The organism is Actinoplanes sp. ATCC 53533 (assembly GCF_003947245.1).
In genome coordinates this window covers 1-13,371 of the sequence record NZ_QHHV01000073.1, presented here as the reverse complement: position 1 = coordinate 13,371, position 13,371 = coordinate 1, and the positions used below count along the sequence as shown (strand labels likewise).

At 62.1% G+C, this 13,371-nt stretch carries 12 protein-coding genes and 1 pseudogene; 4 read left to right on the top strand and 9 right to left on the bottom strand.

Annotated features, from left to right (window positions below):
• The coding region (locus DMB66_RS24445) for an integrase core domain-containing protein (protein WP_148112763.1) at nt 1-621 on the top strand (621 nt) is incomplete at its 5' end.
• Between the two features lie 216 nt (nt 622-837).
• On the opposite strand, the gene DMB66_RS24440 is transcribed toward DMB66_RS24445, so the two are convergent.
• The 3 genes from DMB66_RS24440 to DMB66_RS24430 form a co-directional block, all read right to left on the bottom strand.
• Nucleotides 838-1,611, bottom strand: coding sequence for a hypothetical protein (locus tag DMB66_RS24440; protein WP_125806455.1), 774 nt, complete (start codon nt 1,609-1,611; stop codon nt 838-840).
• A gap of 1 nt (nt 1,612) precedes the next feature.
• A complete protein-coding gene (locus DMB66_RS24435) occupies nt 1,613-2,146 on the bottom strand; it encodes a hypothetical protein (protein ID WP_125806454.1) in 534 nt (177 codons plus the stop codon).
• 210 nt (nt 2,147-2,356) lie between these two features.
• Nucleotides 2,357-3,199, bottom strand: coding sequence for an IS5 family transposase (locus tag DMB66_RS24430; protein ID WP_370319091.1), 843 nt, complete (start codon nt 3,197-3,199; stop codon nt 2,357-2,359).
• 691 nt (nt 3,200-3,890) lie between these two features.
• On the opposite strand from DMB66_RS24430, the gene DMB66_RS24425 reads away from it, so the two are divergent.
• On the top strand, nt 3,891-4,325 hold the full coding sequence (locus DMB66_RS24425) for a hypothetical protein (RefSeq protein ID WP_125806453.1): 435 nt from the start codon (nt 3,891-3,893) through the stop codon (nt 4,323-4,325).
• Between the two features lie 122 nt (nt 4,326-4,447).
• Here DMB66_RS24425 and DMB66_RS24420 read toward each other — a convergent pair whose 3' ends face one another.
• From DMB66_RS24420 to DMB66_RS24395, 6 genes are all read right to left on the bottom strand, one after another.
• Nucleotides 4,448-5,071: a hypothetical protein gene (locus DMB66_RS24420; RefSeq protein WP_125806452.1), complete on the bottom strand. Its 624-nt coding sequence runs from the start codon at nt 5,069-5,071 to the stop codon at nt 4,448-4,450.
• Between the two features lie 937 nt (nt 5,072-6,008).
• The gene (locus DMB66_RS24415) at nt 6,009-7,241 is read right to left on the bottom strand and encodes a DNA sulfur modification protein DndB (protein WP_125806451.1); all 1,233 of its coding nucleotides are present in this window, start codon (nt 7,239-7,241) and stop codon (nt 6,009-6,011) included.
• A gap of 191 nt (nt 7,242-7,432) precedes the next feature.
• Complete coding sequence (locus DMB66_RS64000) at nt 7,433-7,675, bottom strand: transposase (RefSeq protein ID WP_233624810.1); 243 nt, start codon at nt 7,673-7,675, stop codon at nt 7,433-7,435.
• Nucleotides 7,566-8,723 carry a hypothetical protein gene (locus DMB66_RS24410; RefSeq protein ID WP_233624811.1) on the bottom strand — a complete coding sequence of 386 codons (1,158 nt, stop codon included), beginning with the start codon at nt 8,721-8,723 and terminating at the stop codon, nt 7,566-7,568. The genes DMB66_RS64000 and DMB66_RS24410 overlap by 110 nt, the downstream gene beginning before the upstream one ends.
• A 70-nt stretch (nt 8,724-8,793) precedes the next feature.
• Complete coding sequence (locus tag DMB66_RS24400; protein WP_125806450.1) at nt 8,794-9,840, bottom strand: integrase core domain-containing protein; 1,047 nt, start codon at nt 9,838-9,840, stop codon at nt 8,794-8,796.
• On the bottom strand, nt 9,837-10,019 hold the full coding sequence (locus DMB66_RS24395) for a hypothetical protein (RefSeq protein ID WP_125806449.1): 183 nt from the start codon (nt 10,017-10,019) through the stop codon (nt 9,837-9,839). Before DMB66_RS24395 ends, DMB66_RS24400 begins: the two co-directional genes overlap by 4 nt.
• Before the next feature lie 746 nt (nt 10,020-10,765).
• Between DMB66_RS24395 and DMB66_RS24390 the strand changes: the two genes are divergently transcribed.
• Together DMB66_RS24390 and DMB66_RS24385 are read left to right on the top strand one after the other, a co-directional pair.
• A complete protein-coding gene (locus DMB66_RS24390) occupies nt 10,766-12,961 on the top strand; it encodes a restriction endonuclease (RefSeq protein WP_125806448.1) in 2,196 nt (731 codons plus the stop codon).
• A 187-nt stretch (nt 12,962-13,148) separates the two neighbouring features.
• Nucleotides 13,149-13,371 (top strand): annotated as a pseudogene (locus DMB66_RS24385) (IS1380 family transposase); the annotation flags it as partial.

The window sequence follows — 13,371 nt, the reverse complement described above, 5'->3', positions numbered from 1 at the left end:
CCGACGCCCCAGCGCACCAGCAGCACCTGGGCCGCGTTCCTGAACTCCCAGGCCCACGCCGTCATCGCCGCCGACTTCTTCGAGACGACCACGCTGACCGGCGCCCGCCTCTACGTACTCGCGGTCATCGAGCATGCCACCCGCCGCATCCGGATCCTCGGCGCCACCGCGCACCCGACCGCTGGCTGGGTGGCCCAGACCGCCCGCAACCTCGTCATGGACCTCGAAGACACCGGCTGCCAGGTGAAATACCTGATCCGCGACCGTGACCGCAAGTACCCGGCCCTGTTCGACACCGTCCTGGCCGACGCCGGAATCGATGTCGTGCTCACCGGAATACGGACACCCCGGATGAACGCGATCATGGAACGCTGGGTACGAACCTGCCGCCGCGAACTCCTCGACCGCACTCTGATCCTCAACCAGCGGCACCTGCTGCACGCGCTGCGCGAGTACGAGACCTTCTACAACGGACATCGTCCGCATCAGGGCATCGCCAACGCCCGACCACTCGCACCGCTACCCGAACCGATCACCGACCCGGACCGGCTCACCCAACTCGACATCCGTCGTCGTGACCGCCTCGGCGGCGTCCTGCACGAGTACGAGCATGCCGCCTGAGCTGCGCGGATGACATTTTCGGCAGGTACAACGTCGGAACACACGACTGGTTACGATGTGCCCATGAACACCCATGCAGTGCATGGATGCTACGTTTTGGTGTCCGGAGCCCAACACTCGGGTTACGCACACCGCCATAGCCTCAAGGGAGTTGGTGTGCACGCCGTGACTTCCCCCGTGCTCACGTACTTCGCAACGGAGGCTTGCCAATGCAGGTCATGGGGCCGGCGCCACCAAGCCCTCTGCGGCCGTAACCCCGGGCGGGAGCAGCCGGACCGTACGGGCCGCAGTGTCGTACTCGATGAGGCGGTCGTGGTGCAGTTGCTTGAGTACGTCCTTCCGGAACGACGGCAGACCCGTGTGCTCTAGCCAGCGGAATAGGTCGGCCTCGGGGACGTCGCTGGCCTCGGTAAGCAGCAGCACCAAGGTCTGCTGTTTCCAGGTCATGCCCTTCTTCAAAATTCGCTTCTTGTCGCCGTCCACCCAAACCCAGGCGACCTCACGCTCGATCAGACCGTCAACGATAGCGCTCGCCTCCTCCGTCGTCAGGGTGTGCAAGACTCGGACCAACTCGGCCATGAGCCACTTGGCGGTGTAGAGCACCGCCGTGGCATCCATATGGTTCGGGTCCACGTCGGCCCCTGCATGTCCGACACCTCGGTTGTTCCGGATGTCGTACAAACCCAACATCATGCGCGGGATCAAGATGCGGGTCGACCTGCTGTTGGGCACGGAGGCGTACTTGACCTCCATCTCCCAGCAGGTCTTGGGGAAGTTGTTCGGCTTCTGCGCACGGGCCGCGTACGTGCCGCCGTCCAGCCAACCTTTGCACACCGTGTACACGGCCTCGCACAACTTGCCGCCGTTTAACTCCGACGGCTCCCACCGGTGCTCCCGGTAGTTCTTCACGATCTCGCTGAAAGCGGAAAGCAGGTCGGCGCGCAGTGTCAGCGGAAGGGCAGAAAATGCGTCCGCCGGCGTCAAAGCCACGTCAGGAAACCCCGCCGCCGAGCATTCCCTGCACATAGACCATGCCCTCGTGCGTTACCTTGTAGGTCTTGCGGCCCTGACGCGAGTTGCCGGACTTCTGCAGCTGGATGATGCGCTGCGGCTTCTTTCGAATGTTGCTCGTCATCGCCTCGGTGATATTGCCGACCGCGTGGCCGAGATTCTTGAGCTGGGTATTGAGGGTCTGCGACTGCCAGGAGGCGTTTCCCTCATGTACCTGCACCCAGTACGCCGCGACTAACGCCTTGTCGGGATCAGTCTTCGGCTGCGCCTTCGCGAACAGCTCGGCGAAGTGTCCGTATGCGGGGGCCTCCTCCGCGATCTCCGCTTCGGTGACGCCGTCGCTAGAGCCGTTCTCGACGCCGGCGTCACGACCGTCAAGAACACGCACGCCTGTGTGTAGCTTGACTTCGAATCGTTCGGCAGCCCAGCGAAGGACGCGACCCTGCACGTCTTCGTCCAGGTCCCCCAGCGCGGTCGCGACCGCCGTCATCGCCTCAATCTCAGGATCGCTCACGTTGCCCCGCATTCGACAGAAAGCCTACAGAGGATAACTAAGGGCCGACGAAAAGGCATCGTCAATAGGACAGATGCACCGACTTCCGCTCGGCGTTCGAACTAACGTGCTATCCGCCCGCTGGTTCGGCGGATATATCGGACAAGACGACCGAGCGAACCCTGCGTCATCCCACGGCGCATCACATCTCAGAGCGCGTTTTAGATGTGGTTACTCGGGTGTGTTGAAGGTGCGGCGGGGTGTGCGTACGGCGGGTCCACCGCGGTCGAGCCAGCCGAGCATGCCGTTGATCGCGGCCCAGCGGATCATGTGCTCAGACACCTCTGGGTCGGTTTCGTAGTCGCGGGCGAGTCTGCGGTGGAGCATCAGCCAGCCGAACGTCCGTTCTACTGGCCACCTGCGCGGGATCAGCACGAATCCCTTTTGCCCCTTTGGTTTGCGGACAATCTCCAGGGTCAACGTCAAGATCCGGGCGCACCACTCGACCAACACTCCCGCGAAACCACCATCAGCGAGTACATACCGGACACCGAGTGTGTGGCAGAGACTCAACAACGTCCCCTTCGCGCCGTCGCGGTCCTGCACGCTCGCCGCGACCACGCACACCACGATCAACAAGCCGATCGTGTCGGTCACGATGAACCGCTTCCGGCCCCCGATCTTCTTACCACTGTCGTAACCTTGCGTAGTCTTCGCGACGGTGTCGGCGGTCTTGACGCTTTGCGAGTCGATGATCCCCGCGCTCGGTTCCGGGTTCCGTCCCTGGGCGATACGAACCTGTTCGCGTAGTTCTGTCAGGATCCTTTCGGTGACTCCGCGCTTGTTCCATTGCCGGAACCGGCCGTACACGGTCTCCCACGGCGGGAAATCCGCTGGCAGGTACCGCCACGCGCACCCGGTCCGCACCACATACAAGATCGCATCTACGATCACTCTACGTGGATGCTTCTCCGGCCGGCCCATCCACTTCGGCAGCGGCAGCATCGGCTCGATGAGCTCCCACTGCGCGTCCGTCAAATCCGAGGGGTACCGCCGCACTCGATCCACACCGATATATGGACCATGGTGCCGTCACCCACCGCCGGACACGCCGTGCGACCCACATCTAAAACACGCTCTCACTACGGCGTTGTCGCGCTTACGTCGCGCGTCGGGCCGCAGACGTTGCCGCCACCGTCGCCGCCTCCTAGACTCGCCCCAGGTCAACAGCGTGGTCGTGGTCAATTCAAGGGCTTTCTCGGGCGAGTTGCGCCGGAGATCAAGGGTGCGGACGTCAACGATGCGAGATCCAATAGCGACAGGCGAACTTCTTAGAACCCTACTGTTGCAGAACCCCAGCTATCGGCGGCGTTGGCAAACGCATGCAATGCGGACGCGAAGTTTACTTAGCCAGGCAGCAGTAGCTGAGGTAATCGCGCTAGATCTTTGGGAGCGCGGCGAAAGAGCAGAGAGTTCTACCGATCTAGCAAGATCTCTTAAGGATCGAGTGTCCAGGGCATTAAACGGGCAGGCCATATCAACCGAGACCCTTTCCTGGTTCATTTCTGCATTCGAGATCAATCGCGAAGACGAAAACCTACTGTTTGCCACACTATCAGGTCGACCCTATCCCCAGCTCGGAATATCGCGCACCATGCGCGAGCGCCGAGCGATGGTGCAACGCCAGCGCCACAGAACCATCGGCCTATTTGAACGATATTTCGTCGGCCCGCAAAGTTCCTTAGAACTACGACACACACTCCACATGATCCGTGCCACCGAAGACGGGGTCTGCAGCTATATTTTCAATCATGAGCCCGAGGCATCGTCCATAGACGTCATACACGGCGGGAAGTTGGGAAGCAAATACCGATACGGAGGCGGCCTCTGCGCCGTAGAGATAATTTTGAGTCGCCCTCTTGAGGAAGGGGAGGCCACCTCGCTGGAGTATAGAACTACGTTTCAGAAAGATAATCGGTTAAGTGAGGTTCGTAGAGCGGCCTTCGGTAGATCGGACAACATCGACTTCGCAGTGGAGTTCCGAGTCGCGCTTCCCCGCCAAGCCTTCTGGTGTGTGTGGGAAGACCATCTGCTCGGTCAGCCAGTCGAGGAGGAGCGTACAAGTTTCCAGGGAAGGTCGATACACAAGTATATTCCATTTATCGAAGAGACCGTTGTTGGATTTCGGTGGTCATGGTGATGGAAGCCCGCCTACTCGTCATCGGCTTCTGAAGCAGGCAGCCATAAGGGCCACGTGTAGTGGAGCGACGTCGGCCACTCAGCGGACCCGACTCCATCAGCATCGTTGTCCGGGTCACCCCGTCACTTCACACCCAAGAGGTTGTCCACCAGGGCCGGGAATGCAGCAATCCCCGCAGCCTTTGCACGAATCCGTCGATTTGAGCCCGAACCCGTTATGATGAAGCCGCTCAGCTTTGACAGCTGAGAGGAGAAGTTTGCCGAGTCGTAGCACTTGAGTCGACTCACCTCCGTGCGCACCACGTCGACTGACGTCTCGGACTCCTCCATCCCGAAACTACGCACGATGGTGAGGATATGTGCGACGGCTCGGGTTTTTTCGGCATTGTTCTTGCCGAGCTTGATGCCAGGAAGGCTCATCTTGAGTACATCACCGTCCAGATGGACAATCTGCTCCAGCTTCTCGCGGTCTACGCCCGTGTGCTCGATCACTCGCGCGTATATGACAGCCTCGTCAGCAACCGGTTGATTGCTTGCCCCGAGCCCTTGACCGCCTTTAGCGCCGGCTTTGACACCACCGTCCTTTCCCTCAGCGTTAGACAGCGGGGGCGCCTGGAACGACGGAGAGTAGGTCTGCGGGGACAACAGACGCACTGCCTCCCGGAAGGCTGCTGGCTGGATCGAGTCGGGCAACTCTGCGGCTTGGACGGCTGTCCAGGCCGTCTTGAGCACTTCGGTCACTTCCATCTCTTCGGCTCCTCATCTCTTAGGGAACGCGAGCGTAGCATGCAAATTGCAGGATTGGAATGGACATGTGTTCTAAGTCCATCCACGCGGGGGCCACGCGCTAGCTACCCTCCAGGCGCTCCCGAGTTTTGGCAGGTCAGATGCCATGTCGCTCTATCGCGAGAGCGTCGCCACTCAACTCTGCACAGATGGCGTGGAGGCCCAAGTGCCATCCGCTGCGCCGTCCATGCCCGTGGTGCGGCGGCGGCAACGCTCTGAGCTGCACAGATACCGCCTCCTTGAAGTTGTACATGGATCTCTGCACGCGTTCCATTGTGCGCCGGTCCATGCCGATTGCTCCAGCTAGCCTCTTTGTGAAGTCGAGGGCGACAGACTTCCCGTACCAGTGATGCACCTCAACCGCCTTCCGACGAGCGGGTTGCCGCTGGCAGCCGTCGCGGTGGACGGGTCCGACGCAGCCCTTCGATCAGCGGGTAACAGCGGGCCAAGTCACGGCCCACGGCATGGGTCTGTGAAGCCCATGTCCCCCTAAGGGACAGTGCCCCAACATCGATCGGTCGCCTGCGCCCTTCGAGCCGCGGGCGCACCGCGGCGTCTAGGCTGCACCGATCGGCTGCCAGCCACCGCTCGGCGAGGACGGGTGGATAGCGGTGCGGCTACCCGGCATCTTACGAAGGCGAAGACGACCTCGACGAGGAAGCGGCGATCAACCGTTGTCACTCGCTCGGACGGACTGGGCTGGCTGCGCGAGGCCCTGCACCACGGCGCCGCGACTGACGACCCCGACGACGAACTGGAACCGCTGTCCCACTGCGGGACCTCTGCTCCTTCGCGGGCGTCGGCGGAGCCCGCGGTTTCTGCCCGTCACGCATGTCAGAAGGAGACCCTCGCCGGTGCACGCGGCGAGAGCCCCATTTCTGGGTGAACGGTGCGGGTGTCAGCTGGTCAGCCAGACGGGCTTGTCGAGGGCCCACTTGACCATCGTGTCGCGGAGGGTCTTGAGGTCCTGGCGACGACTGCGGGGCGAGAGGGACCCGACGGTGAAGACGTTGTCGGGGACGTGGTCGACCCAGATGCTGGCGGTGGTGACCGGGCCAGCCATCGACGGGGCGAGCTGCACGAAGAACTCGGTGACGTCCTCGTCGTCGAAGGCCTGGCGGTCGGCGAGTTCGGCGTAGACCCCGGCGAGCATCCGCAGCATGACGGTGGATCCGAGCATGTTGCTCGTGCGCAGGTCCTGCGGGGTCATGGTGCCGTCGGCGACGGCCTCCAGCGCGGGGAAGGCGGCGAGCAGGACGTCGAGGAAGTTGTTGGTCTTCTCCACCAGTTCGCCCTCGTCGAGCTCGTCCTCGAGGCGGCGGCCAACGCGGCCGTCGATGCCGACGGCGATGGTGCGGATGATCTCGGCGACCTGCTTGGCGCCGACGATGTTGGGGTTGCCGCGGCCCATGCGGTCCTGTTCGAGGTCGACGCGGTCCTTGAACAGCGCGTGCTTCATGACCCCGTCCAGGGCGCGGTTGACGACCTTGCGGCTGTCGAAGCGGGCCTTGACCGAGGAGGTGATGCCCAGGGCGTTCTCGGCGATGTCGAAGAACATCTGCTTGTAGGCGGTCTGGTCGTCCTCGATGAAGATCTGCAGCGAGGTGCGGTCCCGAGACAGCCGGGCGCGCTGGTCGGTGAGCTTGTCGATCCTGGCCTGGAAGTTGTCGAGGACGGCCTGGACTTCGCCGTTCTTTTTGGCCGCGGCGAGCGCGCTGCGGGACTTCTCCAGGTCGGCGGCGATCCCGCGGATCGCGAGGTGGATGCCGAGGGTCCGGTGCTGTCCGTCGAGGATCCGCAGGTCGGTTCGGGCGTCGGTCGGGAAGGAGATGATCCCGAACTGGGTGCCGGCGACCTCCTCCTTCACCTCGAACTCGAAGATGTCGGGCGCGCGCAGCACGAGCGCCGGCGCCACCCAGTCGGGGGTCGCCCGGATGTAGTCGCCGAAGTCGCGGGCGTGGCCCTCCTTCACCTTGCGGTTGCCCTCGGTCGGGTTGTTCGGGTCCGGCGCTGGCAGCAGGTCGGCGATCTGGGTCAGGGACAGATCGAGGGAGAAGACCGTGCGCCCGCCCTGCTGGTAGCGGGTGGAATAGAAGCGGATGTTCGGGTCGTAGCCGGTGGGAACGGTCACGTGAGGCCCCTTAGTGGTTTGACTGGCTCATCTACTCCTAAGGTAGCGGATTAAAATCTTAAATCAAGAGGGAATCTACTAACGTCCCCAATAACTTGCTATCGACTGAGTGGAGGCCAGGCCATCGCCACCTGACGTGTACCGTGCCGAAACTCCGTTGGTGGCCGTGAGCTGGCACTTTGAAGATCGGGTCAGGCTGCTCGGTGGTACTCGTTGATCACGCCGCCGAGGCGTCGCCGGCGTCGTACGGGAGCATCCATCGCGATCACGACGGCCGCGTCGTGGTTCGGCGGCAGCCGCTGCCGGCCTTGGTGCGGCCGGTGATCATTGAAGTGGTCCACGCACTCGCCGACCACCGCGAGGGCGTGTCGTTCGTGGTAGATCAGCAACCGGTCGGTGCACTCCTCGCGAAGGCTGCGCCCCCACCGTTCGATGAAACAGTTCGCCCTGGGTGTCCGTGGCGGGATCTTGACGACCTCGATGCCCGCGGAGGCGAAGACCCCCATCGAACGTGCTGGTGTACTTGCCGTCGCGATCGCGGATCAGGAACTGGAATCGGCTGGCCTGTTCGTCGAGGTCCATGACGAGGTTACGGGCCTGCTGGACCACCCAGGCGTGGTCCGGATTGGCGGTTACCCCGAGCAGGTGAACGTGGCGGGTGGCCACCTCCATCACGACCAGTAGGTATAGCCGCTTGAGAAGGATCGTGTCGACGTGGAAGAAGTCGATCGCCAGCAGCCCGTGAGCTTGGGCACGCAGGAACGTTCGCCAACTGGTGTCCACCGCTCGTGGTGCCGGAGCGAGCCGCCGAGCGGCGAGAACGCGGCGGATGGTGCCCGCGCCGACGTGGTGACCCAACCGCAGTAGCTCACCTTGGATCCGCCGTTGCCCCCACGGCGGGTTGTCGTGCGCGAGGCGTCGGATCAGGTCGCGGATCTCGTCGTTGACCGGTGGCCGGCCGCCCTTACGTGGGTAGGTCCAGTGTCGGCGCAGCAGCCGCCGGTGCCAGGCCAGCAGGGTTGCCGGGGTGACCAGCCGGTGGGCCCGGATCGCTGTGGGTAGCAGCCGGGCCAGGGCGGACAGGATGGCCCGGTCGGGCCAGGACAACCAGGGCCGGCCCTTCAGTTGCCGTCGGAGCACTGCCACCTCATGCCGCAAGGCGAGGACTTCGGCCAGCAATGCGGTGTCGCTTCGGATGAGCAGGCCGAGAGCGCCGACGAGCCGGATCATCATGTCGAGGAGAGCTTCCAGGCCGCGAAAGGCCAGGTCGGTCTCGACCAGCACCAAGTCCGACGCTGGAACTCCTGGCACCGCTTCACGATCCTGGCCATGGCCGCTCTCGCCGTCCTGGCGATCTGCGCCGCCGACAGCCGCGACTCGAACGATCACCGCACCCAGCAGACCATGATCGAGCTCACCGTCAACGAAATCCGTCGCCTGATCAACACCTTCATCATCGAACCGATCCGCGACCTCATCCACCGTTTGCACTGGTCAGGATGGCGACGCCAACACCAACTCCGCGCCAAACAATCGCACTACACCCGCCGGCTCAACCTCGAACCCCAACCATGATCTCAAACGGCGGCTGCCGTACTAGGTCCGTGACAAGGCCGGGAGACGTCTCCCGGGCTGGTGGACGTTGCGCGCGGCCTTGATGCGGTCGGTGCTCGTTGTAGTGCCGGACGTATTCGTCGAGCGTGGCGAGCAGGTGCCGCGGGTTGTAGATCAGGATCCGGTCCAAGCATTCCCGGCGGACGGTGCGTACCCAGCGCTCGGCGTAGGCGTTCGCCCGCGGCGCTCGCGGTGGACTCCGCAATACCTCGATCCCTTCGCTGGTGAACACCTCGTCGAACATCGTGGTGTACTTGGCGTCGCGGTCTCTGATCAGGAACCGGAACGTCGATGCCTGGTGTCCGAGATGCATCATCAGGTTGCGGGCTTGCTGGGCCACCCACTCGCCGGTCGGATTGGTCGTTGCACCCAGGATGTGTACCCGGCGGGTGGCGACCTCCATCAGGAACAGCACGTAGATGCGGGTCAGGCCGATCGTGTCCAAGTGCAGGAAGTCGCAGGCCAGCAACCCTCTGGCCTGGCTGGTCAGGAACTGTGTCCAGGTCGGTCCGCCGCTACGCGGCGCCGGATCGACGCCCGCCTTGGTCAGGATCGTCCACACCGTGCTGGACGCGATCCGGTAGCCCAGCCCGACCAGTTCACCCTGGATCCGTCTACAGCCCCAGGTCGGGTTCTCCTGAGCCAAACGCAGCACCAGCGCCCGGATCTCGGCTCGTAATGCCGGCCGGCCCGGCCGGCTCGGGTAGCTCCAGCTGCGGGTGACCAGGCGGCGATGCCAGCGCAGCAACGTCGCCGGGGTGACGAAGAACGCCGCCCACCGCGGCCGGGGCAGCAGCCGGGACAGGGCGGCGAGCACCGCTCGATCAGTCGGCTCAAGATCGGGACGATGGACTTGGCGGCGCAGCACCGCGACCTGATGCCGCAGCACCAGGATCTCCACCTCGTTGGCGCGATCACCGCGCAGGACCAGGATCGCCAAGTGCAGCAACTGACGCGAGATCAGATACCCGAACGACAGGATCATGATGTCAGCATGACCAGAAGTGTCGCCACGACGCCGGACAAACCGCACGTCAGGCCATGCGGCCAGGTTTTCGAACGGCACACGTCCCAGGCGCCGTCACGGGTTCCTCCCGTGCGCCACTTCACCCGGTAGCGGGTGATCTTGCCGCCCTTGAGTTTTCGGGTCTCGATGGAGGCCATTGCGCTGTCTCCCCAGCTGCCGTGGCGACCAATCCCGCTTCCAGGAGCACTCCGCCAAAACGGCGGTGTTCCCACCGTGTTCCCACGGCGGCCCCTGCTCTGGAAACGATTAAGGCCGCCGACCAATTAATCGCTGGTCAGCGGCCTAAATTCATAGACGAACTTCTATGTCCGGAGCCCAACACTCGGGAAAATCACACGGTGATCGCGACCAGAGAGTTGGCGTGCGAGGCGTGAAGTCTCGCTTGGATAGCCCTGCCACCTTGCGCGGATCAGCAGACCGGTCAGCGGGTACCGGCGCTGCTGATCGTCCTATCGAATAGGCCGCCGACGCGGCCGTGGACTCGGTTGCTGCTTGCTGCGCGTTCCCACCTCACGCATCCAGTCCCCGACGTGGCCGAGACTTTGCGCCCAAGCATCAGTCGGCGGGCGGCTCGCCCTCCTTGGAGCCGCCGAGGCCGTGAGCCGGAGGTCGGGAGCTGGCAGGCTCGCCTAATCAGCGAACAGCGCGCTCACGAGCGTACGCAATAGGGACGCTGCTGCATGCTGCCGCACCGGCCACGGCAAGTCCTGCGGACTCTCCGCCGACACGCTTGTCGACGGGAGTGCATGCTAGCTCGGCGTGTCGGGTTTCGGCGACAGAAATTCTCTATTGAACTCGTATCCGCGCGACGCCGTGGCAGTCAATACAGCCCGACGGACGGCGTAGTACTGTCGCAGTCAGCGAGTCCGATGGGGAGCTGTTCATGGACGAAGTAGATATCACGCGGCTCAGCGACTTCGATTTTGAGCGACTATGTGAGGATCTATTCGGCGAGATCCTCGGGACGCGCCTTGAAATCTTTGCGCCCGGGCCTGACGGTGGTGTCGATTTGAGGCATATGTCTTCAGACGGAGACATCATCATCCAGTGCAAACACTGGTATCGAAGCGGTCGGGCAGCCCTCGTGCGTCATATGAAAAACAGCGAAGCGTCGAAGGTGCGGCGCCTCAAGCCATCGCGCTACATATTGGCCACCTCCGCAGATCTCAACGACGATGCCAAAAAGAAGCTTGTTCGGGATCTGTCGCCCTACCTCAGAGAAGCGGACATCTATGGTGTAAATGAGATCGTCGCTGAACTCGGACGGCGACCTCGGCTAGTCGCCCGGCACATACGGCTATGGCTTTCGGGGGCATCAGTCTTGCAGGCCCTCTTGAACAAAAGGACATTGACACGATCTTCGCGACTGCATAGGAACCTTAAGAAGACGCTAGAGGTCTATGCTCCCAATACTGCCTTCATCGAGGCGAAGCGTCTACTCGAAACGCGTAATATATGCGTCATTTCGGGACTTCCTGGGATCGGGAAGACCACGCTCGCCCGGGTGCTCTGTGCAGATTACGTCCGTGACGGCTTCGACCTGTACGACGTGTCGGATGACGTCGACGAAATCAACGCCTCCTGGGACGACGAGGCAAAGCAGATATTCTATTATGATGACTTCCTAGGGCAGACCGCCTTGGGTGACAAGTTGGGGAAGAATGAAGATGTACGGCTTATTGATCTCTTAAAAGATGTCAGCTCTTCGGAGAACAAGCGAATTATCCTGACAACCAGAGGATACATCCTCGAACAAGCGCGGCAGATCTACGAAAGACTTGAGAGGTTCGATTTCAGACCGAACACGTTCATCCTAGACTTGGAAGACTATCGAGACAGCGTCAGAGCGGCGATTCTTTACAATCATGTGCATTTCTCCAGGCTGTCCCCCCGTTGTAAGGCGGCGTTTGCTCACCCCGACGTCTACCTTGACGTTATCCGCCATCGAAACTACAACCCTCGCCTCATTGAGAACACTATAGATGTTGCAGTACGCAATGAACTAACGCCCGCGAATACCGTAGCCCTCCTGCGGCACAACCTATCCAATCCAGGCGAGGTCTGGCATCCGATATTTCGGAATCAACTGCCCACTCAGGCCGCAGAGATATTAGAAACCTTGCTTTTCCTCGGAGACGGAACTGAACTATCCGACGTCGCTCTCGCTTGGCGAGCATATTCCAGCCGGCCAGCACGGGAGGTTAACGACTCAACCTTTATGGATGCTGTGAAGATTCTGGATCAAATAATGATTCAGGCCGGCAGTGGCAGCGCGTCCCGCGTGTATTTCACGAACGCTTCAGTAGCGGACTATTTGAAGGCTCATGTAACGAACGCGGCCGCAACGTATGTCCGCATTATCAGAACAGCGACCTTCTTCGAGCAAATAGAACGAGCCTGGATATTCGCGCAAGAGAGCTCAGCACTAAGGCTTATCCTCTGTCACCACTCGAACGATGTGCGTGACGCCATTGATCGCACCCTGCTTGTAGCGGCGCCGAATCACCGCGCGATTGAGGTAATCCGCCGCGTCAACGTGGCGCTCGCCATCTCTCAAGCTTGCAGTATCAGCGATCTAACCGAAGATATACAACACGTGCTCGCGACGACGGGCCTGACAAATAGCATCAACGACTTCGAGGAGGCGCTAGAGCTGACCTTGCGTTGCAAAAGATCGGAGTCGAAACAGTTACGGCAAATCGCCTCGTCCATGGCGGAGAAGATAGCTGCCGAGGTAACTGCCGACATGAACGACTGGTCATCAGCGGATCGCGCCGTCTCCGTCATATCGCAGCTGTACGGCCTTCCCGGATATGAGCAACTCGAGGCGGCCGAGTTCGCGAAGGAACAGGCGGCCAAGTCCACCATAGCCGCGGTCAGCGCATCCGGTCTGGGACCGGTATACGGCGTCACCCGGCAAGAACTAACGGATATTCTCGACTACGCCGACCAATGGGATGACCCGACCGGATTTTCTCCTTACCTCGATGACCTCCGGGACTCGTTAGCCATCATCGAGATGGAGGACCAGCGCGAAGCTGAGTTCGTCGACTGGTACTCAGCCTCGATCCACCGATGAATGTTGATGGGTGGCGGCGTGCCGATATAGAAAGTGCCCTCTGAACTGGGAGGATAGGAGTTACGACGCTTCTATTCCACCGGTTCGAGAGGGCACCTCGCAGGTGAGATTACGCCAAGACACGCCAGTCGTGCGCGCAACGTTCGACGATCCGAATCTCGTGTCGTGCGCCGGGCTCGTGCCGGTGATGCGCCTGGCCGATCAGGTCGGCCTGCACGACGCGGTCGCCGGCCGGGTCCGGCTGCCGACGGACAAGGGGTCGAACCCCGCGGGCAAGCTCGCCACGATCGTCGCGGCGATGCTCGCCGGCGCGGACAGCATCGACGACCTCGACATCGCCCGACACGGTGGCATGCGGTCGCTGTTCACCAGCGTGTACGCGCCCTCGACGCTCGGATCGTTCCTGCGCA